Origin of the sequence: Cryobacterium sp. N19 (genome assembly GCF_002929595.1) — a bacterium.
Taxonomy (GTDB): Bacteria; Actinomycetota; Actinomycetes; order Actinomycetales; family Microbacteriaceae; genus Cryobacterium; species Cryobacterium flavum.
In genome coordinates this window covers 390,431-416,288 of sequence record NZ_PJJR01000052.1, presented here as the reverse complement: position 1 = coordinate 416,288, position 25,858 = coordinate 390,431, and the positions used below count along the sequence as shown (strand labels likewise).

General features: G+C 66.2%; 24 protein-coding genes. 6 read left to right on the top strand and 18 right to left on the bottom strand.

Annotated elements, in window-relative coordinates; all coding sequences use genetic code 11:
* Nucleotides 1–42: 42 nt before the first annotated feature.
* Together CXY78_RS15555 and CXY78_RS15550 are read right to left on the bottom strand one after the other, a co-directional pair.
* On the bottom strand, nt 43–1,689 hold the full coding sequence (locus tag CXY78_RS15555; RefSeq protein WP_104090139.1) for an MDR family MFS transporter: 1,647 nt from the start codon (nt 1,687–1,689) through the stop codon (nt 43–45).
* Complete coding sequence (locus CXY78_RS15550) at nt 1,686–2,330, bottom strand: TetR/AcrR family transcriptional regulator (protein WP_158252792.1); 645 nt, start codon at nt 2,328–2,330, stop codon at nt 1,686–1,688. Before CXY78_RS15550 ends, CXY78_RS15555 begins: the two co-directional genes overlap by 4 nt.
* Nucleotides 2,331–2,473: 143 nt before the next feature.
* Between CXY78_RS15550 and CXY78_RS15545 the strand changes: the two genes are divergently transcribed.
* Complete coding sequence (locus CXY78_RS15545; RefSeq protein ID WP_104090136.1) at nt 2,474–2,935, top strand: DUF3817 domain-containing protein; 462 nt, start codon at nt 2,474–2,476, stop codon at nt 2,933–2,935.
* 113 nt (nt 2,936–3,048) lie between these two features.
* Here the strand turns inward: CXY78_RS15545 and CXY78_RS15540 are convergent, their stop codons facing one another.
* Genes CXY78_RS15540 through CXY78_RS15515 form a run of 6 tightly spaced genes read right to left on the bottom strand, consistent with a single transcriptional unit; the run spans nt 3,049 to nt 9,715 of the window.
* The gene (locus tag CXY78_RS15540) at nt 3,049–4,251 is read right to left on the bottom strand and encodes an alcohol dehydrogenase catalytic domain-containing protein (protein WP_092338085.1); all 1,203 of its coding nucleotides are present in this window, start codon (nt 4,249–4,251) and stop codon (nt 3,049–3,051) included.
* 2 nt (nt 4,252–4,253) lie between these two features.
* Nucleotides 4,254–5,000 (bottom strand): phosphonatase-like hydrolase, encoded by a 747-nt coding sequence (locus CXY78_RS15535; protein WP_092338086.1) that lies wholly within the window; start codon nt 4,998–5,000, stop codon nt 4,254–4,256.
* Entirely contained in the window at nt 4,997–6,166 is a 1,170-nt protein-coding gene (locus CXY78_RS15530; RefSeq protein ID WP_104090134.1) for a TIGR03364 family FAD-dependent oxidoreductase, read from the bottom strand. The genes CXY78_RS15535 and CXY78_RS15530 overlap by 4 nt, the downstream gene beginning before the upstream one ends.
* Nucleotides 6,163–7,848, bottom strand: coding sequence for an ABC transporter permease (locus tag CXY78_RS15525; RefSeq protein WP_104090132.1), 1,686 nt, complete (start codon nt 7,846–7,848; stop codon nt 6,163–6,165). Before CXY78_RS15525 ends, CXY78_RS15530 begins: the two co-directional genes overlap by 4 nt.
* Nucleotides 7,845–8,714 carry a phosphonate ABC transporter ATP-binding protein gene (gene phnC, locus CXY78_RS15520; RefSeq protein ID WP_369827327.1) on the bottom strand — a complete coding sequence of 290 codons (870 nt, stop codon included), beginning with the start codon at nt 8,712–8,714 and terminating at the stop codon, nt 7,845–7,847. The genes CXY78_RS15525 and phnC overlap by 4 nt, the downstream gene beginning before the upstream one ends.
* A gap of 47 nt (nt 8,715–8,761) precedes the next feature.
* Nucleotides 8,762–9,715 carry a phosphate/phosphite/phosphonate ABC transporter substrate-binding protein gene (locus CXY78_RS15515; RefSeq protein ID WP_233197284.1) on the bottom strand — a complete coding sequence of 318 codons (954 nt, stop codon included), beginning with the start codon at nt 9,713–9,715 and terminating at the stop codon, nt 8,762–8,764.
* A 261-nt stretch (nt 9,716–9,976) separates the two neighbouring features.
* On the opposite strand from CXY78_RS15515, the gene CXY78_RS15510 reads away from it, so the two are divergent.
* On the top strand, nt 9,977–11,569 hold the full coding sequence (locus CXY78_RS15510) for an AMP-binding protein (RefSeq protein WP_092338094.1): 1,593 nt from the start codon (nt 9,977–9,979) through the stop codon (nt 11,567–11,569).
* Nucleotides 11,570–11,711: 142 nt separating this feature from the next.
* Here the strand turns inward: CXY78_RS15510 and CXY78_RS15505 are convergent, their stop codons facing one another.
* Entirely contained in the window at nt 11,712–12,557 is an 846-nt protein-coding gene (locus CXY78_RS15505) for an endonuclease/exonuclease/phosphatase family protein (protein ID WP_092338096.1), read from the bottom strand.
* Nucleotides 12,558–12,686: 129 nt separating this feature from the next.
* On the opposite strand from CXY78_RS15505, the gene purL reads away from it, so the two are divergent.
* Both purL and CXY78_RS15495 read left to right on the top strand, forming a co-directional pair.
* Nucleotides 12,687–14,993: a phosphoribosylformylglycinamidine synthase subunit PurL gene (purL, locus tag CXY78_RS15500; RefSeq protein ID WP_104090131.1), complete on the top strand. Its 2,307-nt coding sequence runs from the start codon at nt 12,687–12,689 to the stop codon at nt 14,991–14,993.
* Nucleotides 14,994–15,130: 137 nt separating this feature from the next.
* The gene (locus CXY78_RS15495) at nt 15,131–16,069 is read left to right on the top strand and encodes a hypothetical protein (RefSeq protein WP_092338100.1); all 939 of its coding nucleotides are present in this window, start codon (nt 15,131–15,133) and stop codon (nt 16,067–16,069) included.
* Nucleotides 16,070–16,116: 47 nt separating this feature from the next.
* Here the strand turns inward: CXY78_RS15495 and CXY78_RS15490 are convergent, their stop codons facing one another.
* The 9 genes from CXY78_RS15490 to CXY78_RS15450 all read right to left on the bottom strand — a co-directional run bounded on the left by CXY78_RS15490 (nt 16,117) and on the right by CXY78_RS15450 (nt 23,834).
* Nucleotides 16,117–17,127 (bottom strand): aldo/keto reductase, encoded by a 1,011-nt coding sequence (locus CXY78_RS15490; protein ID WP_104090130.1) that lies wholly within the window; start codon nt 17,125–17,127, stop codon nt 16,117–16,119.
* 121 nt (nt 17,128–17,248) lie between these two features.
* A complete protein-coding gene (locus CXY78_RS15485) occupies nt 17,249–18,172 on the bottom strand; it encodes an SDR family NAD(P)-dependent oxidoreductase (RefSeq protein ID WP_104090128.1) in 924 nt (307 codons plus the stop codon).
* An 81-nt stretch (nt 18,173–18,253) separates the two neighbouring features.
* A complete protein-coding gene (locus CXY78_RS15480; protein WP_092338106.1) occupies nt 18,254–18,703 on the bottom strand; it encodes a chorismate mutase in 450 nt (149 codons plus the stop codon).
* Between the two features lie 21 nt (nt 18,704–18,724).
* Nucleotides 18,725–19,684 carry a DMT family transporter gene (locus CXY78_RS15475; RefSeq protein WP_338061534.1) on the bottom strand — a complete coding sequence of 320 codons (960 nt, stop codon included), beginning with the start codon at nt 19,682–19,684 and terminating at the stop codon, nt 18,725–18,727.
* Nucleotides 19,685–20,059: 375 nt separating this feature from the next.
* On the bottom strand, nt 20,060–20,854 hold the full coding sequence (locus tag CXY78_RS15470) for a GNAT family N-acetyltransferase (protein WP_104090127.1): 795 nt from the start codon (nt 20,852–20,854) through the stop codon (nt 20,060–20,062).
* A gap of 84 nt (nt 20,855–20,938) precedes the next feature.
* A complete protein-coding gene (locus tag CXY78_RS15465) occupies nt 20,939–22,225 on the bottom strand; it encodes an adenylosuccinate synthase (RefSeq protein WP_104090125.1) in 1,287 nt (428 codons plus the stop codon).
* Complete coding sequence (locus tag CXY78_RS15460) at nt 22,226–22,711, bottom strand: DUF3151 domain-containing protein (protein ID WP_092338112.1); 486 nt, start codon at nt 22,709–22,711, stop codon at nt 22,226–22,228.
* Nucleotides 22,712–22,787: 76 nt separating this feature from the next.
* Entirely contained in the window at nt 22,788–23,156 is a 369-nt protein-coding gene (locus tag CXY78_RS15455) for a nuclear transport factor 2 family protein (RefSeq protein WP_092338114.1), read from the bottom strand.
* Between the two features lie 42 nt (nt 23,157–23,198).
* The gene (locus CXY78_RS15450; RefSeq protein ID WP_104090123.1) at nt 23,199–23,834 is read right to left on the bottom strand and encodes a TrmH family RNA methyltransferase; all 636 of its coding nucleotides are present in this window, start codon (nt 23,832–23,834) and stop codon (nt 23,199–23,201) included.
* A gap of 74 nt (nt 23,835–23,908) precedes the next feature.
* On the opposite strand from CXY78_RS15450, the gene CXY78_RS15445 reads away from it, so the two are divergent.
* Entirely contained in the window at nt 23,909–25,180 is a 1,272-nt protein-coding gene (locus tag CXY78_RS15445; protein WP_104090121.1) for an Nramp family divalent metal transporter, read from the top strand.
* Between the two features lie 21 nt (nt 25,181–25,201).
* The gene (locus CXY78_RS15440; RefSeq protein ID WP_104090120.1) at nt 25,202–25,846 is read left to right on the top strand and encodes a metal-dependent transcriptional regulator; all 645 of its coding nucleotides are present in this window, start codon (nt 25,202–25,204) and stop codon (nt 25,844–25,846) included.
* Nucleotides 25,847–25,858 lie beyond the last annotated feature (12 nt).

Sequence of the window (25,858 nt, the reverse complement as noted above, 5' to 3'; positions counted from 1 at the left end):
AGCGCGCCGATACGAGAGTGGCCCGGCGGGTCACTGTTCAGATCAGTTCAACGTTGGTCGAGCGGATGCTGCCTGCTCGGCCGGGGCGCCGGCTCCTGCCGAAGCTTCCAGGCGAACGTAGGTGGCGCCATCCGTTTCGAGGGTTTCGGGCAGGATGTCACGTTCGATCGTGGTGGCGAGCGGCTTCTCGGTCACGAAGCAGAGCAGGATGACAGCCACAATGACGAGCGGCACCATGTAGAGGAACACCGGGGTGAGCGCGTCGTTGTAACCGCTGATGATGATCTGGTGGGCGGCCTCGGGAAGGTCACGCACCATGGCCGGGGTGAAGGAGTTGGCGGCACCGGCGCCACCGGCGGGCATCCGCTCGGTGAGTAGTTCGGTCAGTCGGGCGGCGAACAGGCTGCCAACCACGGCGGAACCGATGGAAGCACCGATCTGGCGGAAGTAGTTGTTCGAGACGGTCGCCGTTCCGACCTGGGAGTTCGGGAAGGAGTTCTGCACGATCAGAATGAGAATCTGCATGCTCAGGCCGAGCCCGAGGCCCATGACGGCGAGGTAGCTGCACAGGATCCAGATTGGCAGGGTCGGGGTCATGGTGGAGAGCAGCACGAGGGCGACGCCGACGATGATCGTGCCCACGATCGGCATCCACTTGTAGCGGCCGAACTTGCTGACCAGCCAGCCGGAGCCGATCGAGCTGATCAGCAGCGCGGCCATCATCGGGATCATCAGGAAGCCGGCCTCGGTGGCGTTCGCGCCGGTGACCATCTGCAGGTAGGTGGGCAGGTAGGCGAGGGCGCCGAACATTGCGATGCCGGTGATGAGGCCGGCTACGGTCGTGAGGTTGAAGTTGCGGTCCTTGAACAGGTGCAGGGGCATGATCGGCTCGTTGGCGCGACGCTCGATCATGACGAAGGCCACGGCGGCGACGACGGTCGCGATGATGAGCGAGAGGACCAGCAGGGAATCCCAGTCGTAGGTCGTGCCGCCCCAGGTGGTGGTGAGCACGAGCCCGGTCGAGGCCAGGGCGAGCAGGCCCATGCCGGCGACGTCGAGCTTGGGGTTGGCATGGTCTTTCACCGGCAACCGCAGGAAGAAGACGGCGGTCACGATGGCGAGGGCGCCGAGGGGGATGTTCATCCAGAACGCCCAGCGCCAGCCGATGCCCTCGGTGAACCAGCCGCCGAGCAGCGGGCCGGCCACGGACGACAGCGCGAACACGCCGCCCATGATGCCCATGTATTTGCCGCGCTCGCGTGCCGGCACGACGTCGGCGATGATCGCCTGGGAGAGGATCATGAGCCCGCCGCCACCGAGGCCCTGAACGGCACGCCCGATGATGAGCCAGGTCATGTCGGGAGCGAGTCCGCCCACGATTGAGCCCAGGATGAAGATGCTGATTGCGCCGATGAACAGACCCTTGCGGCCGATCAGGTCGCCGAGCTTGCCGTAAACCGGCAACATGATGGTCGACGCGAGAATGTACGCGGTCGTCACCCAGAGCATGTGGTCGACGCCGTTGAGCTCGCCGACGATGGTCGGCAGCGCGGTGCTGAAGATGGTCTGGTCGAGCGAGGCGAGCAGCATGGTGACCATGAGCCCGGCGAAAACCAGCAGAATGTGACGCTTGCCGGGGTTGGCGGCGGCCTCGGCCGCATCGGGCTGCGGGGCAAGTGTGGTGGTCATGAAAGTTTTACGGATACCTCTCTGGCGAGCGAGATTGCTCGTGATTCAAGTTGTTCGGCCGCACCTTCGGCGTCGGTCGGGTTCATTTCGGCCCATTCCTTGACGGCCACGCGCACCGCCCCGCCGCACAGGGACAGCACCAGGTCAGCGGATGCCGCCTGCTCGGCTGGCGAGTCGCCCGCGAAGCGCGCGTCCCGCGCCACAAGGGCGGTGACCGCGCTGGCGACTTCGGTGGTCAGTTGGGTGAATTGGGCAAGCTGGGTGGTGAGTAGCTGCGGGTGCCGGCGCAGAATCTCTAGCCGGTCTTCCCGCATGGTCGGTCGGGTCGACGGCGGGCCGATGACGGTCAGCAGCAGGTGGATGACGGTGTCGAGCAGTCCGTTTTCGGCCACTCGGTCGCAGTGTTCGGCAAGCTCGGACTCTGCGATTTCGACCTGGCGGAGGCCGAGGATCGCGGCATCCTTGCTCTCGAAGTAGTTGAAGAAGGTGCGCGGCGACACATCGGCGAGCTCACTGATCACGTCGACCGTGGTGTGCTCGAGGCCGTCGCGGAGCACGAGGGTGACCGCGGCGTCTTCGAGCCGCAGGCGCGTTTCGAGGCGCTTGCGGTCACGCAGGCCGAGGTTCGGTTCAGTTATCACCTGGATAATTCTTGCGCTCAGTGCTTTTTTGCGCCACTGCACATTTACAGTGATGCAAGTTTCTCGGTGAATGCTCAGGTGGTTGTTCAGGTGCGGCTGCGACGATGGCAGCGCCCATGCCCCGCCATCACTGGAAAGTCTCGATGACCCCGCGCCTGCTGTTTCGTTCTATTGCCATTGCCGAAGCCGTCACCTGGGCGATGTTGATCACCGGGATGCTCCTGAAGTACGTGTTCGAGGTCGGCGAGGTCGGGGTGCAGATCGGTGGTTTTGTGCACGGTCTCGTCTTCATCGCCTTTGGACTGATGGCCCTGCTCGTGGGCGTGAACCAGCACTGGGGCGTACGCCTCACTCTGATCGCCATGATCACTGCGATCGTTCCGTTCGGCACGATTCCCCTCGACCGAGGGCTCGAGAAGAACGGCCTGCTCGACGGCGGTTGGCGGCACACCCGCACCGACGACCCCCGCGATCACACCCGGGTGAGCGCTCTATTGCGGCAAATGCTGGCCCGCCCGGTGTTGCTGACGCTGGTCATGGGCATCGCCCTGGTCGGGGTCATGGCCACCCTGCTCCGGATCGGCCCGCCCGGCGGCGCCAGCTAGCCTCCCCTCAATACGGACGGGGCCCAGGCCCCATCCCTGGGCCCAGTCTATAAACTGGGCCCTTGGACGGGGCCTGGGCCCCGTCCAAGGAGACGGAGCGCGAAGCCGGCGGGTCAGCCAAGGGTCGCGGGCGGCTGCGGGGCGAGGCCCACGCGGGGGTGGCGGGCCGTCGCGGCCAGGGCGAGTGCGGCATCAGCTCGGGCGAGGGGGAAGGTCGTTCCAACCAGGGCCGAGAACGGATGCCGGTGCCAGGCTCCCCCGAGATAGGTCACCGCCTGCGCCAGGTCGCCCGGCGTGTAGTTGTGCACGCCGCGCACGGTGACCAGGCGGCGCACTATCAACTCCGGGTCGAGCAGCACCGGGTCATCGGGCGAGACACTGCCGACCAGCACGACCACTCCGCCGACGCCGATCAGGTCCAGCGCGGTTTGCACGGCCGGCCGGGCGCCGCTCAGCTCGAGGGCGATCGTCGGCTCGGCGGCAGCGGCATCCTGCATCGCGGCGAGTACGCTCGCCACCCCGGTCGGCGACTCGCGCGGCGCGCTCGGGTCGGCGACGGCGGCGGCCCCGAAGGCGAGCGCGAGCTGACGCCGGGCGGGGTCCGGGTCACTGACCACCACGAGAGCACCGGCATCCGTCGCCATCGCGCAGGCCGTCACCCCGAGCATCCCCGCGCCGGTCACCAGCACGGTCGCTCCGGCCAGCGGCACAAGAGCGGATGCCGCCCCCAGCGCCGCGACCACCGTCGCGGTCGCGCAGGAGGCCGGCGCCAGAACCGTGGCCGGCACGTGTTCGTCGACGACCACGACCGCTGTTCCGGCACGCACCTGCACGTGGGTGGCGAATCCGCCGCTGAGTTCCCAGCCGCGCTGCATACGCTCGTGGCCGTATTTAACCAGCTCGAGGCACTTGTGGGGCAGGCCGCGGCGGCAGCGCACGCAGGTTCCACAGCTCACGGCGACCGACCAGACCACCCGCTGCCCGACCCGCAGTGGCATTCCATTTGCGGCATATGACTGATCGGTGACGGCCACGATGCGGCCGACCTGCTCGTGCCCGAGCACGAGCGGCTTCGAAGCGAGGCGGTGGCCCAAAGCCGTGTGCACGTCGGAGCCGCAAATCGTGGCCAATTCGACCTCCACCAGCACGTCGCCGGGCCGAAGCAGCACCCCGGGTACCGCCACGCACTCCAGGGGCAGGCCGACACCCGACCAGACCATGGCTTCGGCGGCGCGCGGCAACACGACCTCCCGGCCGACGCCGAGAGTGAGGGCCGGCAGCGTCACCGGTTCAGCGATTGGATCGTGTTCGGGCATGGCTACTCGATCGTTTCCTCACGCAGGCCGAGCAGTTCGGCCAGGTCGGCGACGCTCGCGACGACGACGTCGGCCCCGGCATCCTCGAGGGTGTCGGTGTCGTGCGTGCCGGTCAGCACGCCCACGACCAGGCCGGCGCCAGCGCTCAGGCCGGAGAGCATGTCGCTCGCCGTGTCGCCGACGACGACCATGGCCGCGACGCTTGACGCGCCGGTACGGAGCAGCGCGGTGAGCGGCAAGTCGGGGTATGGGCGGCCACGGCCAGCTTCGGCCGGGCAGAGGCTCACATCGATGAGGTCGCTCCAACCGAGCGCATCGATGAGCGTGTCCTGCGTCGCACGGGAGAAACCGGTGACGAGGGCCACTTTCACGCCGGCGTCCCGCAGCTCCTGGAACAGGTCGGCCGCGCCCGGGATCGCGGTCACCCCGACCTGTTCAACGAGTTCGCCGTAGGCCTTTTCGAAGGCCGCCGTCGCAGCGACCGCCGCCTCTTCGGAGTCGGTCAGCTCACGAAACACATCGAGCTTGGACTGCCCCATGGTCTCGCGCACAAAAGCGACGGCCTCCTCGAGGTCCTCGGCGGTATCGACCAGTCCGCTGCGCTCGGCGGCGAGCACGAACGCCCGCTCGACCAGTCCGTCGTCGCTCACGGTCGTGCCGGCCATGTCGAAGACGACGAGCTCAACGTCCACGTCTTCGGTGTCGAAATCATCAAGGTCCAACTCAAGATCAAGGGGTGCGGTGCTCATGGGGTGCCTTTCAGGGTGAGGGAGGGAATGGCGAAATTGCACACGGTCGAGATGACGTGTTCGGCCAGACCAAGCCCGGTGGTCATGCCGATTCCTGTGGTGGCCGCTACGAGGTAGACACCGGGTTCGGGCTGGTCGATGAGAAAGTCGGCACGCCCGGAGGCATAGACGCCCTGCCACCGCTCGAGCACCCGCGGGCGCCGCACGCCGAACAGTTCGGAGGTGAGCTGCAGCAGCTGTTCGAACGCATTCTCATTCTGGAATACAGAAACGGATGCCCCGCGATAGTGGGTGTCCCCCACGATCAGCGAGCCGTCCTGCAGTTGGGTATACATCTGGTTGAGGTCCAGTTCGGCCAGCAGCGGATACTCCCTCCGCAGCCGTTCGCCCAAAGTGGCTGCCGCCGGAAGGCTGGAAAATGCTCCGTAGCGCAGCAGCGACCAGCCGGTCAGCACCGGCGCGGGCAGCGGCGCGCGCAGGCCGGCGTCGACGCGCAGCATGTCGAGGCCGCACCGCACAATGCCGTCGCGCTCGGCGATCTCCGGGTAAAGCTGGTCGATGTCGTGGTTGACCGCCACGATGACCGTTCCGGCGTGGATCGGCCCGCGCGTGGTCGTGACCCGGCCTGGCCGTACGGCCGTCACCGCGGTGCGGTAGCGAAAGTCGACACCCCGGCTGGCCAGGTACGCGGCCAGACCGGCGGCGGCCTGGCGCGGATTGACCTGTAGGTCCCAGGGCAGGTGCGCGCCGCCCACCGCGGTGCCGTCGGCGAGCGGCAGACGCTCCGACACCTCCGTTGCGTCGAACAGCACGACGTCGGGCTCGCCGACGCCGAAGACCGACTCGGCTCCGCGCTGCGCCGCCAGCTCCCGCAGCACTGCCAGTTCGTCGTCGTGCCGGGCGAGCACGACCGTGCCCGACTCGCGCATCCAGACTCCGGCGTCCGCTTCGAGCCGCAGCCAGAGCGGGCGGGACCGCAGAGCGAATTCTCGGGCCGGCCCACTTTGCGGGGTGAAACACAGGTGCCCGAAATTGCGAACGGATGCCCCGCCGATGGCCGCCGCGCGGTCCACGACGGCCACGGACAGACCTCGGTCGCTGGCGGCGAGGGCGTGCCCGAGGCCCACGATGCCGCTGCCAACGACGACCACGTCGAAGCTGGTCATCGAAACACCCGCCGCATCCACATGGCCAGTCCTTCGACCGCGACCACCGTCACGAGAATCATGAGCACGATCGTGGTGACCAGGTCGTAGCGAGACCCCTGGCCTGCGTTCAGCAGGTAGTAGCCGACCCCTCCACCGCCCACCAGGCCGAGGATGGTGGCCGCCCGAATATTGGTGTCGAGCATGTAGAAGCTGTGTCCGATCAGGGCTTTCATACCCTGGGGAGCCGTGGCGCCGGCGTAGACCTGCAGCCTCGTCGCGCCGGCCGCTCGGAGGGCCTGTTCCGGACCGGGTCTGACCTCTTCGAGCGAGTCGGCGAGCAGCTTGCCGAGCAGGCCCACGCCGCCGATGGCCAGGGCGATGGTGCCGGCCTGGGTACCAAGACCAGTCACGACGATGAGCACGATGGCCAGGATGATCTCCGGAATGCCGCGGATCGTCACGAGCACCAGCCGAAAGCCGGCCCGCACACGTCTCGACGGCGCCACGTTGCGGGCGGCGAGCGAGCCGATCACGATCGAGGCGACGATCGTGAGAATCGTCGCGGCCAGGGCGATCGCGATGGTTTCGCCCATCGCCGCGAGCATTACCGGGGCGTCATAGCTTCCGAAGCTCGGCGGCCAGAACTTGGCGGCGGTCTCGGGCAAATACGACCAGACGGTGAGAAAGTCGCCCCACTTAATATCGCAGATCCAGACGCTGCCGATCACGATGAACGCGGCGAGCAGGCCCCAGACCGCGTTGCGCAGGCGGGCGTAGGTCCAGGGATGGTGCGAGGCATCCGCTTTCTGGCCGGTCACTCCGAGACGGCGCAGCAGCCGGTCGCCGATCCCGTGGCGGGTGGGCGCGAGACCGAGCATGACGGTGCGCACGGCGCTCGACACGATCTCCATGACCACACAGAGTGCGAAAATGACCAGCGCGATGCCGAGTCCGAGCGAGTAGTTGAGCGATTTGAATGCGTAGGACATCTCGAGACCGAGCCCGGCGACGCCGACGTAGCCGAGGATGACCGAACCGCGCAGGTTGATGTCGTTGCGGTGCAGCACGGTCGCTACCCACGACGGAAGCACCTGCGGCAGCACGCCGGAGAAGAATTCCTGCATTCGGGTCCCACCGGCGGCCCGAATTGCCAGCCGGGGGCCTTCATCGATCTGCTCGATCGCGTCAGCGAACATCTTGCTGATCATGCCGATCGAGTGGATGCCGATCGCCAGGATTCCGGGCAGGGTGCCGAGTGAGAACATCAGCACGAACACCATCGCGAGCACGACGTCGGGCACCGCCCGGGCCAGCACGCCGAGAAAGCGGGCGACGGCCATCCACCCACGACCGGGCGAGGTGTTCGCGGCGGCGAGCCAGGACAGCGGCACCGAGAAGAACGCGGCAAACAGGGTTCCGAGCAGCACGAGGCCCACCGTGAGCGCGGTCAGGTAGAGCAGCTCACCCGGCGCGGGAAAGCTTATGATTCCCACGCGGGCGAAAAAGTTCTGGGCATTCCCCCAGCTCGCTACCATCTGCGGCAGCGAGATATCCACGCTGATCAGCGAGAAAACGGATGCCACCACCAGCGCCACGAGGGTGAGTGCGGCCGCGATTTTCTGCGGGTGAGCGCGGCGTTGCGGGGCCGGCGTGGCCGCATCCGCTTGGCTGGCTTGGGGGCGTTCGAGCGTGAGCGTCACCGGCGGTTGTCCCGCGCCGAGCTGAAGGTCGCCAGGTCGAGCTCGCCCTGTTCGTCGGGCTCGCCCGCTTCACCGGTGCCCAACTCGGTGCCCAACTCGGTCTCGATCGCGTCGAGCTCACCGGTCGAGGTCGTGACGCGGCCGTAGATCTCCATCACGTTCTGCTTCGACAGCCCCTGCGTTATGGTGTCGAGCACCACCTGGCCGTGGCGCAGGCCGACGATGCGATCGCCCCAGGACAGGGCCAGATCAACCTGATGCAGGCTGCACACCACGGTGAGACCACTGTCAATGGCGATCTCCCGGATCAGTGCCATGACCTGGGCGCTGGATTCCGGGTCGAGCGAGGCCACCGGTTCGTCGGCGAGCAGAATGCGCGGGTTCTGCATGAGTGCTCGCGCGATGCCGACCCGCTGCTGCTGGCCGCCCGACAGGGTGTCGGCGCGTTGGTAGGCCTGGGCGAGTAGTCCCACCCGGTCGAGATGGCCGAGCGCAGCCAGCTTGAGGTCGCGGCGGTACCCCCAGAGGCCCAGTCTTGGCCCACGCACCCGAAACAGGGCGCCGGTCAGCACATTTTCGAGCACGGTCAGCGACCCGACCAGTTCGAACTGCTGAAAGACGAAGCCGACCTGACCGCGCAGCGCACGCAGCGGCCGGCCCTTCAGGCTCGATACCGCGGCGCCGAGCACGGTCACCGAGCCCGAGTCGGGCCGGTCGAGGCCGTCGAGGTGTCGCAGCAGGGTGGATTTGCCCGAACCGGACAGCCCAAGCAATACGACAATTTCGCCGCGGCCGACCGTGAGCGACACGTCATTGAGGGCCGTCGTCTCGCCGAAGGTTTTGGTGATGTTGCTCACGTCGATCACCGGTTCCGCGCGCGAAGCGGAACCGGTGGTGACGCTGGACTTACTGGTTAGCCCTGGCACTGCGAGGCCGACGTCTTCACGCAGATGTCGCGAATGGTGTCGTAATACTTGTCGTCGACCGGCTCGGTCGCGTAGAACGTATCGCGAAAGGCCTGGGTGTCGGCGCTCGTCACGCCCGACGCGATGATGTCGTCGATGGTGACCTGGCCGAGCACCTCGGTGAGCTGGGTCTTCAGTTCGGTCGGCAGGGTGTCAGAGACGACGATCGGTGCACCGGGAACCATGGTCTCGGCGATGACCTTGACCTTGTCGCTCTTGGCGACCTCGCTGTCCTCGGCGAAACCGACCTCACACTCCTTGCCCTCGCCGACCTTCTGCACGCTCACGTCGTGCTTGCCGGCGAACACCGGGGTCACATCGGAGACCGGGTCGACGCCGGCTTCGAGCAGGTTGTAGGAGGGGAACAGGTATCCGCTCGTCGATGACGGGTCGACGAAGCAGACCTTCTTGCCGGCGAACTCGGCGAGGGAGGTGATGGCGCTGTCTGCCGGAACGATCGCCTGCGAGTAGTAGCCGGGCACCTCGCCCTCGGTCGTCACGATCGAGGAGATCGGAGTGATGGCCGCGCCGTTGTTGGTGGCGGTGATGTAAGTGAAGCCGGAGAACGAGGCCACGTCGATCTTGCCGGCGATTGCGGCTTCGATGAGGGCGGCGTAATCGGTGGACTCGTGGTATTCCACGGTCTTGCCGGTCTCCTGCTCGATGTAGTCCATCAGCGGCTGGTAGTTGGTCTGGGTATCGACCGAGTCGGGAACCACACCGAACACCAGGGTGTTCTCATCGGCGGCGTAGCTGACGCCGTCGATGCCAGTGCCGGCCGCGTCGGCGGTGTCCGCCGAGCAGGAGGCCAGGCTCAGGGTGAGCAGAACTGCGGCGCCGGCGGCGAGGGCCGTCTTGGCGCCGAGAGAAGTGGTGCGTGAAAAAGCGCTGTGGATTGCCACGTGAAACCTTCCTGAGTCGAGGGCATTACGTGTAGCCACGTTAGGCAGGCCGCGCCAACAGCACGGGAGCCCGGGGTAACCGGCAGGTGAACGCGCCGTGGCAAGTGCGCGAGCAGGAATCCGCTCACCCACGCGGATGCCCGCGCCCGCTCACTCAAACGGATGCCCCGCCCGGTCAAAGCCACTCGGGTCACATGCACAGTTTCGCGGCAGCCCCGAGCGGTACCGTGTGCATGCCACACCGATCGAAGGAAATCCTAAGTGTTCACGAGCCCCTACGGCCCCGTTGAGATTCCCACGCAAAGCATTTTCGACTACCTGTTCGGGGACCTGACCGAGGCCGAGCTGGATCGCACCGCCGTCATCGACGGTGCCAGCGGGGCCGCTCTCAGCTACCGCACCCTGGTCGATCAGATCACCCGGGTGGCCGGCGCTCTTGCCGCCGACGGCGTCGGTCCCGGCACGGTCGTGGGCCTGCTCTGCCCGAACACGCCGGAATTCACGGCCATCTTCCACGGGATTCTGCGCGCCGGAGCCACGGTCACCAGCATCAACTCGCTCTACACTCCCGACGACATCCAGCGCCAGCTCCACGATTCCGGTGCGACCTGGCTCGTGACCGTCACCCCGCTGCTGGCCGGCGCCAAGGCGGCAGCGCACGCGGCGGGCATCTCCGACGAGAACATCGTGGTGATCGATGGTGAGCCGGGGCATCCGTCGCTGGCTGATTTACTTGCAGTGGATGCCGCCGCCCCCGCCCTCAGCATCGACCCCGCCACGCACGTGGCTGTTCTCCCCTACTCTTCGGGCACCACGGCGGCGCCGAAGGGCGTCATGCTGAGCCACCGCAACCTCGTGGCGAACGTGCAACAGGCCCGCGATCTGATCGGGGTTATTCCAGACGACAAAGTGCTCGCGCTGCTGCCGTTTTACCACATCTACGGAATGACGGTGCTGCTGAACCTCGCCTTCAAACAGCGGGCCTCGCTGGTCACCATGGCCAAGTTCGACTTCGTCGAGTTTCTGCGCATGATCCAGGATCACCGCTGCAGCTACGTCTTTATCGCGCCGCCGATTGCGGTGGCCGTGGCGAAGCATCCGCTTGTAGAGGAGTATGACCTGTCGAGCGTGCACACCATCCTCTCGGGGGCAGCCCCGCTCGACGGTGCTCTCGCCGCGGCGGTGGCCACCCGGCTGGACTGCCGCATTCTGCAGGGCTACGGCATGACCGAGGTCAGCCCGGTGAGCCACCTGATTCCGATCGACGCGCCACACCTGTCGCGCGCGTCCGTGGGAGTGACCGTGCCGAACATGGACTGCAAGCTCGTGTCGACCGAAACCGGCGAAGAGATCGAGATTCCCGAAGACGGGGTCAGCGAGCCCGGTGAGCTGCTGGTGCGCGGCCCGAACGTGATGCTCGGCTACCTGAACAACGAGAAGGCCACCCGCGAGACCATCGACGCCGACGGATTTCTGCACACCGGCGACATCGCCACGGTCAGTGCGCTCGGCGAGGTGACCATCGTCGATCGCAGCAAGGAGCTGATCAAGTACAAGGGCTACCAGATCGCTCCGGCCGAGCTGGAAGCGCTGCTGCTCACCCACCCGCGCATCAAGGATGCCGCGGTGATCGGTGCAGCGGATGCCGACGGCCAGGAGATCCCGAAAGCCTTCGTCGTCGCCGTGGCTGAGTCGGCGGTCACGGCCGAGGAGATCATGGCCTACGTCACCGAGCGGGTCGCCCCGCACAAGAAGGTGCGCGCGGTGGAATTCATCGACGCGATCCCGAAGTCGGCGTCCGGCAAGATCCTGCGCAAGGACCTGCGCGCCAAGGAAAAGGCGGCCGCCGTCTAGCCGTGCGGGCGAGCCAGTACCCGCTGCCGGACATACGGTTCCAATCGGGCATGCGCGCGACGCGACTTTTCACTTCGGTCTGACTTGCCCTCTCACTGAGAGCTACAGTGAGGGCGCAGTGAAGACGTGTCAGGGATCGCTTTCACTTCTCACCTTTCGGAGGCGATGCCGCGAGATTGACGACGGCCTGCACCGCGGCGTGGTCCGACGGCCAGCCGCCGACATAGCGCTTCACGTTGATGGCGGCCTTGCGCACGGGGACGCCGGGCGTGACGAGGAGCCAGTCGATGCGTTTGAGATTGCGCTGCGGCGAGCGATAGTTCAAAAACGTTCCCCACTCTTCGGTGAGACGTTCGTCTGCTGTGTTCCAGGCATCCAGAAGCAGGCCCTGGCCGGTTAGGCGGTCATAGGGGGCGGTATTCGCATCCGTATTGAAATCGCCGGTCACCACAGTGGGAAGCTGCGACGCCAACACGATGCGTCGAATTACGTCGGCGGATCGCAGCCGCGAGGTACGGGAGCGGTGGTCGAAGTGCGTGTTCACGGCCTGGAAATCGACGCCCATGGCGAGATCGTGAAAGACCGCGTCAACGACGACGCGCGGAGTGTGATTGCCCCACGAGGTGGAGCCCGGCCGCAACGGAGTGTCAGAGAGGGCCGTCTGCTTCCATTCGAGCACGCGCAGTCGACGTGAATCGTAGAAGATCGGGCAGCCTTCCCCGCCCTTGTTGGCTTCCCGGCCATATCCGATCGAGCGGTAAGGATCGCCGAGCGCGTGGCGCACGAAGTTCGCCTGGTCGAACAGTGCTTCTTGAACGCCGATCAGTGCGGGCTGTTCCGCCGCGAGCAGACGCTTCAGTATTGGCCGGCGGCGCACCCACCGATCGGGGCTGCGCGGGTTGAGATGCGGCAGGCGCCGACGGATGTTGAAACTCATGACATGCAAATCCGGCGCGGCGACGGGGCCGATGAGTGCGCTGTCTGTCATGGGACCAGCCTATGGCGAGCGTTGTACTCCCGATCCGCAGTAGGTCGCACGCAGCGCCACGCTGGCCGGGCGAGGCGACCGGTAGACTTGCCGGGTCAAGCATCCGCTATCTCGGGGAGAATTCCACACGTGACCGCTGTTTCCAACACCTCTTCCCGCGGCGTCGCCGACACCGTTTCCAATGCCATTGCGACACCCGAGAAGGAGCAGCCCTACGGCGCGCTCGGGCTCAAGGCCGATGAGTACGCGAAGATTCGCGAGATTCTGGGCCGCCGCCCCACGAGTGGCGAGCTTGCGATGTACTCGGTGATGTGGAGCGAGCACTGCTCCTACAAGAGCTCGAAGATGTACCTGCGCCAGTTCGGCGACAAAGTCACCCCCGCCATGAAGAAGAACCTTATGGTCGGAATGGGCGAGAACGCCGGCGTGCTTGACGTCGGCGAGGGCTGGGCCGTCACCTTCAAGATCGAATCGCACAACCACCCCTCCTACATTGAGCCGTTCCAGGGCGCCGCCACCGGCGTCGGCGGCATCGTGCGCGACATTATCTCGATGGGCGCCCGCCCGGTCGCCGTGATGGATGCCCTGCGTTTCGGCGACATCACCGACCCCGACACCGCCCGTGTCGTACACGGCGTGGTCTCTGGCATCAGCTTCTACGGCAACTGCCTCGGCCTGCCCAACATCGGCGGCGAAACCGTGTTCGACCGGGTCTACCAGGGCAACCCGCTGGTCAATGCGCTCTCGGTCGGCGTGCTGCGCCACGAAGACCTGCACCTGGCCAACGCCCGCGGCGTCGGCAACCAGGTCGTGCTGTTTGGAGCCCGCACCGGCGGCGACGGCATTGGCGGGGCATCCATTCTCGCCTCCGACACGTTCAGCGCCGGCGGCCCGACCAAGCGCCCCGCAGTACAGGTCGGCGACCCGTTCGCCGAGAAGGTACTCATCGAGTGCTGCCTCGAACTGTTTGCCGGCAAGCTCGTCGAGGGAATTCAAGACCTCGGCGCGGCCGGCATCAGCTGCGCCACTTCTGAGCTCGCCTCCAACGGCGACGGCGGCATGTTCATCGAACTCGAGAAGGTGCTGCTGCGCGACCCCACGCTCACCGCCGAAGAGATTCTGATGAGCGAGAGCCAGGAACGCATGATGGCGATCGTCACTCCCGAGAAGCTCGAGGGCTTTCTCGCCGTCACCACCAAGTGGGACGTGGAAACCAGCGTGCTCGGCGAGGTCACCGACACCGGCCGCCTTATCATCAACTGGCACGGCGAAGAAATCGTCAACGTGCTGCCACGCACCGTGGCCGTCGACGGCCCGGTCTACGAGCGTCCGCTCGCGTACCCGACCTGGATCGACGCCCTGCAGGCCGACACCGCCTCCGTACTTCCCCGCGCGCTCGACGGCGAGACCCTGCGCGAGCAGTTCCTTGACCTGCTCGGCTCGCCGAACCTGGCCGACCCGAGCTGGATCACCGACCAGTACGACCACTACGTGCAGGGCAACACGGCGCTCTCCTTTCCCGACGACGGCGGCATGATCCGCGTCGACGAAGAGAGCGGGCTCGGTTTCGCGATCGCGACCGACGCGAACGGCCGCTACTGCCAGCTCGACCCGTACCGCGGCGCGCAGCTGGCCCTCGCCGAGGCATACCGCAACGTCGCCGCGACCGGCGCCGTTCCGGCCGGCGTCAGTGACTGCCTCAACTTCGGCTCCCCCGAGAACCCCGAGGTCATGTGGCAGTTCCGTGAAGCCGTAACGGCCCTCGCCGACGGATGCCTCGAGCTCGAGATTCCCGTCACCGGCGGCAACGTGTCGTTCTACAACCAGACCGGCGACCAGCCCATTCACCCCACCCCGGTCGTGGCCGTGCTCGGCGTGATCGACGACGTCGCCCGCCGCATTCCGAGCGGCTGGCAGGACGACGGGCACAACATCTACCTGCTCGGCGAGACCCGCCTCGAGCTCGACGGTTCGGCCTGGGCCGGCGTCGTGCACGACCACCTTGGAGGTCGTCCGCCGGTCGTGGATCTCGGCCGCGAGAAGGCCCTGGCCGGCCTGCTGCACGCCGCCTCGAAGGAAGCCCTCATCGACAGCGCCCACGACTTGAGCGAGGGCGGGCTCGCCCAGGCCCTCGCCGAAGCCGTCATGCGCTTTGGAGTGGGCGCGCGCGTCTGGCTGGGTGACATTCTGGATCGGGACGGGGTGGACGCATCCACTGCCCTGTTCTCCGAATCGGCCGGTCGCGTCATCGTTTCGGTGCCGCGCGAAGACGACGTGAAGTTCCTGGGCCTCTGCGCCGGCCGCTACATTCCGGTGCTGCGCATCGGAGTGACGGACAACACCCTGCACGCCCTCGAAGTACAGGACGTCTTCGCTGCGACTCTCTCCGAGATGCGCAATCGTCACCAATCCCCTCTCCCCGCCGCCTTCGCCTAACCCCCCAGCTCGCGAGAGCGCAAAAAGTGCCCGATTGAGAAGCCCAATCGGGCACTTTTTGCGCTCTCGCGAACCTGAACGAGCTTTGGGGTGTGGATAACTCATTTGACACCGAGACGGCGCGACACACTGTTGGCATGAATCGAGCTCGCAGGCTGCCGCTGGACTTCGAGGGGCGTCCATTCAGCACGGCCGAAGGCAGTGACGCGGGCCTGTCCAAGAAGCGGATGCGCGCGTCCGACCTAGCGCGCCCCTTTCCTGCAACGCGCACCCCGCGTGCAGATAGCAGCTCGGCAGACCTTCTCATCCGCGCCTACGCACAGCGGATGTCCGAATCAGACTTCTTCAGCCATGTGACGGCTGCGCGCGTGCACGGGCTCCCGATGCCTTTTGCCGTTGAACACACGCAAACTATTCATGTCTCGACGGAGGAACCCACCCTGCGCGACCGGGTACTCGGTGTCCGCGGCCACCATGTCGCACCCAAGACGGTCACCGTCGTTGCGGTGCGCGGCGTGCGCGTCACAAGTGCGGTGGACACCTGGTGCCAGCTGTCCACCATGCTTGGGCTCGACGACCTCATCCGGATTGGCGACACGCTCGTGCGCCGCAAGCATCCGTTCGCCGAGATGCGTGACCTGCTCGCCGCCGTTCGACGGTATTCGGGGCGACGGGGCGTCAAGCTGCTGCGCGAGGCGCTGATCTGGATACGACCCGGCGTCGATTCACCCCGCGAGACCGACCTGCGGCTGCTCATCGTGCGGGCCAGCCTGCCCGAACCGGAGGTCAATGCCATCATCATGAGTCGCACCGGGGTGAAGCTCGCCACCGGCGACCTGGTCTTTCGCCGATATCGTGTTCTGCTCGAGTACGACGGCGGGCAGCATCGCACCGACGAGAACCAGTTCCACTGGGATGTTGACCGCCTCGACGCGCTCATGGAGGAGAGGTGGCGGGTGATCCGCATCAACAAATCCCACCTCCACAATCCCCCAGAGGTGATCCGCAGAGTAACGGTGGCGCTCATGGCCGGTGGCTGGCGTCCTGTCGCGAAAGCGCAAAAAGTGCCCGATTGAGAGGCTTAATCGGGCACTTTTTGCGCCTTCGCGAGGAACGAGAGTCGCTACTCGCGACCGGCTGAGACCCACTGGGGGTTGAATGATCGGGCCGCGACGATGCGGTCCGCGAGCGCGTCCAAGCGCGCTACGTGTGCGGCATCGAGACGGATGTTCGTGGCCGCGAGATTTTCGTCCACTCGCTCGGTGAAACGCGACCCGGGGATCGGGGACAGAGCAAGCCCGAGGGTGCGACCCTTGTCATAGAGCCAGGCAAGCGCGACCTGCGCTGGTGAAACTGCCGCCTCGCGAGCCACCGCGATCACCTCGTCGAGAATGGGCTGGTTGGCGGCGAGGGCATCCGGGGTGAACCGGGGAAACTTATGCCGCCCGTCTGCATCAGTGAGCGCGCTGCGGTCGAATCGCCCGGTGAGCCACTGGCGACCCAGAGGCGAATACGGGACGAACCCGACGCCCAACTCGATCGCGGTAGGGACAACGTGCCGCTCGACGTCTCGGCTGATAATGCTCCACTCGGACTGCACTGCGGCGATCGGGTGAATGGCGGCAGCGCGGCGCAGCTCGTCACCAGTCGGTTCGGAGAGACCGATGTGGCGAATCTTGCCCGCCTGAACCAGTTCGGCGAGGGCCCCGACGGTCTCTTCGATAAGCACGTCGGGGTCGACCCGGTGCTGGTAGTAGAGGTCCAGGTGGTCGGTGGCGAGGCGCGCGAGGCTCAGATCGATCTGCTCGAACACGTAGGCACGATCACCACGGATGCCGCGTGCACCGATTCCCCCGCCCGAAAGGATGCCGAACTTGCTCGCCAGCTGCACCTCATCGCGTCGGGTGGCGATCAATCGGGCAATGGTGCGTTCGCTCAACCCGTTGCCGTAGACGTTGGCCGTGTCGATGAAGGTGAGGCCCGAGTCAACGGCGTGCGTCAGCGTGCGCAGGGCATCGTCGGGATCGATCGGGCCGTAGACCGGCGTGAGCGACATGCCTCCATAGCCCTGCGGGCTGACGGTGAGTCCGTCTCCCAGTGTGACTGCGGTCTGGATGGCGGGCGATGAAGTCATCTTGTCAGGATAGCCGCGCGGTGCCTCGGGGTCCCTCGTGTTACGTGCCGTCTCACGAGAGCGCAAAAAATGCCCGATTGAGAGGTCCAATCGGGCACTTTTTGCGCTTTCGCGTGAACACCTAGAGGAACGGCTCGCCGATGAGGGTCTCAGCTCGCTCCCAGAGACGACTCGCGACCGCTCGGTCTCGGGAGGTGCGGGTCGCCGGCTGACGGGTTGGCGCACCGCGGGTGAGCAGGCGCGGGCCGAAGTAGTCGCCGCCGTGGGCATCCGGGTCGATCGCGGCACGCACTGTCGACCAGGCTCCGTGATGCTTGCCCTGCGCGCCGACCAGCGTTTGCAGGCCGTCGATGACCCGCTTGGCCGGGGTGATTTCGTTGACACCGGGAAGGGTGGGGGTCAACCCCGAAATCGAATATCCCGGATGCGCCACCAGCGACTGCACCATGCCCGCCCCATTGGCCCGCAACCGTCGATCGAGCTCGAACCCGAACACCTGCATTGCGATCTTGGACTGCGCGTACGCCTTCCACCCGTTATACGTGGTGGCCAGCTGCAAATCGTCAAGCGAGGAATCCATCAGCCGGGAGATCAGCGACCCGAGGGACACGACCCGGCTGCCGGGAGTACGCCGCAAGGCCATGAGCGACCCCGCAGTCAAAGCAAAATGCCCGAGAAAGTTCGTCGCAAAGACCAGCTCGTTGCCGTCGAGGCTCACGGCGCGATCCGTCGGCGGGTGCACGATTCCAGCGTTGAGAATCAGGCCGTCGAGGCGAGGAAAAGCGCGCAGGGTTTCGCTGACGTCGCGAACTGACTGCAGATCGGCGACATCGAGCTGCAACCCCGAAACGGATGCCCCCGCCACGCGGGCGCGAATCGCCGCGGCCGCGGCATCCGCTTTCACCGGGTTACGGCAGGCGAGCACGACGTGGGCGCCCGCGCCGGCGAGCTGCTCGCTAGTGAAGTAGCCGAGGCCGGCGTTGGCACCGGTGACGACAAAGGTCTTGCCGGTCTGGTCGGGCAGAGCCCGCGGGTTCCAGTTCATGAGTCCTGCTCGGCGACGAGCTGACGCCCGAAAACGTCTGTCTCGACGGTCACAGCGCCGAGATCTCCGAGCCGGCGGGAGTCACGACGCCGAGCTCGGTACGTGCGCGGTCGGCGGGTGCGGAAGCGGGTGCGGCTGCGCGGGAGCGGCCTGCTCGGCGACAGCAGCGGAAGTCGGTGCAGAGCCGGCGGCCCGCCCCGGCTGCACAGCATCCCCTCCGGCGATCTTCACGTGGTGGTGGATGACCTCGGCGATGATGAAATTGAGAAACTTCTCGGCGAAGGCCGGGTCGAGGTGGGCCTCCTCGGCGAGGCCGCGCAGCCGATCGATCTGCATGAGTTCACGCGCCGGGTCAGCGGCCGGCAGCCCGTGCGCTGCCTTGAGCCGCCCAACTTGCTGGGTGAACTTGAATCGCTCGGCCAGCAGATGAATGAGCGCGGCGTCGATATTGTCGATGCTTTCGCGAATGCTGTGCAACTGCGCAATCGCAGCAGCGTCAGCGTCGCCGGGTAACTCCTCGTGTACGACCATACTTTTACGATAATGCATGGCCTAAGCGGATGCCGCCGCCTCCCGGCCGCCGGGCCGCAGCCAGCTGAATCGCAAGCGTTTCTGCGTCAGCAGGATGCCGAGCAGCACCAACAGCGCCCCGGTCGGCTCGTGCCAGGAGAATGTTTCGGCCAGCACGAGCACCCCCAGCACCACGCCAACGACGGGCGTCACGTAGGTAACCGTGGACGCGTTGGTCGGCCCCCAGGCGCGCAGAACGTTGATGTTCCAGATGTAGGCCAGGCCGGTGCCGAGCGCGCCGAGGGCCAGCAGGCACAGCACGATCGGCAGCGTCAGGTGCACCGGGCTCGAGGCCAGAACTGGGGTGAGCAGCAGCATGATCCCGCCAGCGATGCCGATATTGAGAAAAGCAAACGTGCTCGCGGCAATTGGGCGCCCACTCAGAAACCGGCGGGTGTAGCCGAAGGTGAAGCCGTAGCAGACCGCAGCGCCGAGGCAGGCGAGCTGGCCCCAGAGGTCGCCGGTGAGCGAGGAATATTGCCAGGGCCCGATGATCACGACGACACCGATGATGCCGAGCACGACACCGGCCACCTGCGCACGCACGAGCTTCTCCACCCGAAACGCGAGTGTCGCCATGAGCGCGGTCATGATCGGAGTGACGGCGTTGTAGATGCTCGCGAGGCTCGAGGAGACGTACTGCTCGGCCCAGGCGAAGAGCAGGTGTGGAATCACGCATCCGCTAATTGCAATCACCAGAAAGTGCAGCCACACCACGCCTTCCCGCGGCAGTACCGGCCCGTTGCCTATGCGCGGACGGTTCACCAGCACGATCAGCCCCAGGGTCAGCCCACCGAGCACGAGCCTCGACCAGGCGATCTGCCCGAAGCTGACCCCGTCGAGAGCGATTTTCATGAACAGAAAGCTAGAGCCCCAGATCAGCCCCATACCGAGAAATTGCAGCAGGATGAGGCTCTTGCTGGCGGGAGGGGTCGGGGACACGTTCCGAGCCTATAGCTGGCGTCGGCGCACCAGTGCCGGCGCCAGAGCACAAGGTCGGAAAAGCGCCGAAGAATGGCAGCGGATGCTGCACGCCCCCCGCCTGACGTCCACCCCGGTCAAGGCGACGAAACCCGGTCTCGCCGGGTCGTCGCCGCATAACTCCTGCAATCTGTCGCCGGCGGCAGTACCGTGCCCCCGATTATGCGGAACTGAAAGTCCGCCATGAGCAATTTGCAGGAATTATGACGGATGGCTCGGGCTGCCTCGGTGGCTAAGCCAGGAAGTCCTCGCCAGGACCGGCCGAAACGGCCTCGAATCGGCCGTCGCGTCCCAGATTTTCTGAATTCGCCACCAGCCAGGTGCCGAACACAACACCTACTGGGACGTGTCGGCCCCGGCGCTCTGCTCCGCATCGCTTCCAGATTCCGGGACCGGACCGGCCGCACCCGAAGCAGCCTCAGGAGCACTTCCCGCGCTCGGACCAAAGCCGCCCCGCGGCCCGCCGCCGCTGATGGTGCCGCTTGGACCGGCCGGTCGCAGGCTGCGGTAGGTGACGAACCGGCCCTCGAACGCATCAAGGCGTGCCTCGAGCCCGGCGCGCACGGCCGGCCACTCGTCGGCGAGGATCGAGTAGACGGCGCTGTCTCGCCAGGTTCCGTCGGCGCGCGGGCGGTCGCGGCGCAGGATGCCCTCGAATGTGGCCCCGATGCCGAGGATGGCGGCGCGGGAACGCTCGTTGATGGCATCCGCTTGAATCTTGACCCGGCCGAAGCCGTTCTCGAAGGCGGTGCCGAGCACGAGCAGTTTGGTTTCGGCGTTGACAGCGGTGCCCCAGACCCGCGGGTCGTAGGCGGTCCAGCCGAGGTGGATCGACTCGTTTACCTCGTCGATGTCGGCGAGGGTCGTGGTGCCGACGACGTCGCCATCGTTGGGGCCGCCGAGCAGACGCACCACGTAGGGCAGGCTTTCCCACTGAAAGTAGTCGTGTGCCCATTTGATGAAGCTGTCGACATCGCGGTGCAGCGTGGCCGGGCCGCCGCCATAGCCCGCGGCGAAGACTTCGGGGTGCGCGATGGCGCGCGCCAAGTCGGGCAGCACCGCACTTCCGAGCGGTTGCAGCTGCACAAAACGACCGGTCAAGGTCAGGGAATGGGGTCTCACGGCGTTCACTCGCCTAGTGTGACAGGTCAAAGTGAGGAATTGTGCCCTGATTGTGCCAACCGGGCAGATTGGGGGCCCGGTTGGCGATTACTTCTAGTCGATCAGGTCGTGCCGCACCACGATGGCTTCACGGTCGGGGCCGACGCCGATCGCGGAAATGCGCGATCCGCTCATGCCCTCGAGGGCGAGTACGTAGTTCTGCGCGGCCTGCGGCAGGTCGTCGAAGGTGCGCACGCCGGTGATGTCCTCGGTCCAGCCGGGGAAGTTCTCGTAGATCGGAACGGCGTGGTGAAAGTCGCTCTGCGAGACCGGAACTTCTTCAACGCGCACGCCATCGACCGAGTAGGCCACACAGACGGGAATCTCGGCCAGACCAGTGAGTACGTCGAGCTTGGTCAGCACGAAGTCGGTGACGCCGTTGATGCGCGCGGTGTAGCGGGCGATCGGGGCGTCGTACCAGCCACAGCGGCGCGGGCGCCCGGTGGTGGTGCCGAACTCGAAGCCGTTGGAGCGCAGGTATTCGCCCGACTCGTCGAACAGTTCGGTGGGAAACGGGCCGCTGCCGACGCGGGTCGTGTACGCCTTGACCACGGCGATGACGCGGTCGATGCGGTTCGGGGCGATGCCGCTGCCGGTCACCGCGCCGCCGGAGGTGGCGTTCGACGACGTGACGAACGGGTAGGTGCCGTGGTCGACGTCGAGCATGGTGGCCTGGCCGCCCTCGAACAATACGGTCTTGCCGGCGTTCAGGGCCTGGTGCAACAGCAGGGCGGTGTCGGTAACCATGGGACGTAAGCGTTCGGCGTAACCGAGCAGTTCGCTCACGATCTCCTCGGCCTCGATGGCACGGCGGTTGTAGACCTTGACCAGCATATGGTTCTTCTGGTCGAGGGCTCCCTCGACCTTCTGGCGCAGAATGTTCTCATCGAACAGGTCCTGCACGCGAATGCCGACCCGGTTGATCTTGTCGGCGTAGGCCGGGCCGATGCCGCGCCCGGTGGTGCCGATCTGGCGCTTGCCGAGAAAACGCTCGGTGACCTTGTCGAGGGTGCGGTGATACGCGGTGATGACGTGGGCGTTCAGGCTTACCTTGAGCCGGGAGACATCGACGCCGCGTTCCGAGAGAGCGTCGAGCTCTTCAAAGAGCACCTCGACGTCGACGACAACGCCGTTGGCGATGACCGGGGTAACACCAGGACTCAGGATGCCCGACGGCAGCAGGTGCAGCGCATACTTCTCGTCGCCGACGACGACGGTGTGCCCAGCGTTGTTGCCGCCGTTGAACTTGACGACATAGTCGACCCGGCTGCCGAGCAGGTCGGTGGCCTTACCCTTGCCCTCGTCGCCCCACTGGGCTCCGATGAGTACGATCGCGGGCATTTAGTCTTCTCCTCGAATAACGAAAGCTTCGGTGGGCGGCGCCGGGTCGAAACCCGGGCTGCCGGTGTAAAGGGCCCCGATAATGTCGATGGCGTCCACGTCAGCATCCGTCAAAAAAGCCGTCAGGCGGGAGACCTCCTCGGCCTCACCGATCTCCTCGGCACCGCGGCGCAGCGCGAACAGGGCGCGGAGCACACCGCGGTTGGGTTCGTGGCGCCACGGAATGGGGCCGTGGCCGCGCCAGCCAGCCTTACGCAGGGCGTCGAGTCCGCGGTGGTACCCGACGCGGGCGTAGGCATACGACTCGAGGATGCGCCCCTCAGAGTGGGTCGCATCGGCCAGTTCAGCCCAGGCGAGCGGAGAGGTCGGATGCACCTGCACGACGCCGGCGATCTCGCTCCTCGCGGTTCGCCGCAGGGCTTCGAGCACCTCCGGTTCCGCGGGAAGAAGGGTCTCGGGCTCTGAAATCAAATTGTCGCCGGTCACACTGAATGCTATCAAGCCCGGGGCCGGTCTCCCCGGCGACGGGCCAGACGAGCCTGAAACGCCAGTCCCTAAATGGTTAGGCCTGGCTCTGCTGCCGCGCCGCGACCCGCCAGCCACCGTTGACGAACAGGTAGGTCGTCGACATGTTCAGCTCGGCGACGACCTCGCCGCGACGGGCGATCGCCTTGTAGACGACGACACCGGCGTGCTCGCCGAGGCGAATGATGGCGGGTTCGTGAATGCCGTAGCTCTCCCACGGAGCCGCCTGGTCGAAGTAGGCGGTGACCTGGTCGCGCGTAATGACGGCCCCCGGCACAATCATCAGACCGTCGTCGGTCATTTCGCGCTGGTAGTAGGCGCCGCCGTTCCCGCCCAGAATGGCCTCCCATCCGGCGTTTTCTTCGTGGAGGAGTCGGGCCGGAAGATCGTCAGTGATCGCAGTCATACCGTCACGCTAGCCCGTATTCAGCCCGCAAACCAGTAAAGATCAGAACCGGTGCTGAACCACCCAGGCATGCATGGTCACGGCGGCGGCCGCCGAGGCGTTGATCGACCGGGTCGAGCCGAACTGGCTTATTTCGACGATGGAATCGGCGGCGGCGATGGCCGCTTCCGACAGGCCGGGGCCTTCCTGACCGAACAGAAGCACGCAGCGTTCGGGAAATATAAACGTCTCGATGATGACGCTGCCGGGCACATTGTCGATGGCGATAATCGGCAAGTCACCCTTCAAACACCACTCGACGAACGCGGCGACATCCACGTGGTGCAGCACGTGCTGGTAACGGTCGGTGACCATGGCGCCGCGCTTATTCCAACGCTTGCGGCCGATGATATGCACCGTGTCGGCGCCGAACGCATTGGCGCTGCGCACGATCGAGCCAATATTCATGTCGTGCTGCCAGTTCTCGATGGCCACGTGAAACGGATGCCGATGCTCGTCCAGGTCAGCCACGATCGCGGCCATATTCCAGTAGCGGTAGCGGTCGATCACGTTGCGGGTGTCGCCGTGCTCGAGCAGGTCGGCGTCGTAACGGTCTTCGCTCGGCCATTCCCCCGGCCAGGGACCGACGCCGTAGGTTGAGCGCTCTGGCGTGGAGTTGTCGACTGCAGATTCTGGCACTACCCAACCGTATCCTGCCAACTCCGCCCAGAATTGGGGTTTCGGTGCGCCTAAATTCTGGCTAGGGTTTCGGTATGTCTAAAACGGATGCCCCCGCCCCTGACCGCGTGCTCGCCAAGGCTCCCACCACGGTCGCCTCCAGCCGCCTGCTCTGGCTGCTCGGACCGGCCCTCGTCGCCGGGGTCGCCTACCTCGACCCGGGCAATGTCGCGAGCAATATGACCGCCGGTGCCCGCTACGGCTACCTGCTGGTCTGGGTGGTGGTCGCCGGCAACGTCATGGCCTGGCTCATCCAATACCTCTCGGCGAAGCTCGGCATCGTCACCGGGGCGAGCCTGCCCGAGATCCTCGGCGTGCGCATGAAGCGGCCCACCGCGCGCAGGCTGTACTGGATCCAGGCCGAACTCGTTGCCATGGCCACCGACCTGGCCGAGATCATCGGCGGCGCGGTCGCCCTCAACCTTCTGTTCGACCTGCCGCTCATCTGGGGCGGCGTGATCACCGGCACCATCTCCATGGTCGTGCTCATGGTGCATTCTCGACGGGGGCCGCGCATCTTCGAGCGCGTCATCATCGCGCTCATGCTCATTATCACGATCGGTTTCACGGCCGGCGTCTTTATCTCCCCGCCGGATGGCGGTGGCGTGCTCGCCGGAATGGTGCCCCGCTTCGAGGGGTCGAACTCGGTGCTCCTCGCCGCATCCATCCTGGGTGCCACGATCATGCCGCACGCCATCTACGCGCATTCGTCGCTCACCCGTGACCGGTTTCCGGAGTGGCAGGGCATCGTGGCCACGCGTCGCCTGCTCTGGGCCACGAAGTGGGACGTCACCATTGCCATGGCGATCGCCGGAACGGTGAACCTGGCGATTCTGCTGCTCGCGGCATCCGCTTTGCAGGGTGTGGATGGAACCGACACGCTCGAGGGCGCTTACGCGGCGCTGAAGGACACGCTCGGGCCGATCGTTGCGACCCTGTTCGCCGTCGGGCTGCTCGCGTCGGGGCTCGCCTCGACCTCGGTCGGGGCTTATGCGGGGGCCGAGATCATGCACGGCCTGTTGCACGTGCGCATTCCGCTGCTGCTGCGCCGACTGGTCACGCTGATTCCGGCGCTGTTCATTCTCGGGGTGGGGTTCGACCCCACGCAGGCGCTCGTGCTCAGCCAGGTTGTGTTGTCGTTCGGCATTCCGTTCGCGCTGATTCCGCTGGTCTGGCTCACCGCCCAGCGCGGCCTGCTGGGAACCTTCACCAATCGCTGGTTCACGACCGCTGCCGGGGTCGTCTGCGCGTTGGCGCTGGTGGCGTTGAACGTGGTACTGCTCGTACTGGTGTTCACCGGCGCGTGACCCGGATACCCTGAGAGGGTTATGACGCACACGACCGGCGCGGCCGAGGACTACCTCAAGACCATCTATGCCCACACCGAGTGGCAGACCGATTTGATCACCCCGTCGGCGCTCGCGGTGCGACTGGGCGTGGCACCGTCATCCGTCACCGAAATGGTCAAAAAGCTTGCCGCGAGCGGGCTCATCACCCACGTTCCCTACGGCCCACTGGCGCTGACGGATGCCGGCCGGCTGCGTGCGACCGCCGTCGTGCGGCGGCATCGCCTGATCGAGACCTGGCTGGTCGGCGAGATGGGCTATGGCTGGGACCAGGTACACGACGAAGCCGAGATTCTCGAGCACTCCATCTCGGATCGCCTGCTCGAAGCCATCAACGCGCGGCTCGGTTTTCCGGCGCACGATCCGCACGGCGACCCGATTCCGGCCGCCGATGGCACCGTGCTGCGGCCGCCGGCCGTGCTGCTGGCCGACGCCACGGTCGGGCACCGGGCTGCCGTGCTGCGAATCAGTGACCGCGACCCGTCCGTGCTGCGCGAGCTCGCCGCCGACCTGATCGGGCCGGGCACCGAGTTCACACTCAGCGCGCCCTTGACCATCGTTCTAGCGGATGGCCAGAGTCGCCTGGTCACGCCCGCTGCGGCCGCGTCAATCTGGGTGACTGCCTGAGGCTGGGCAGCT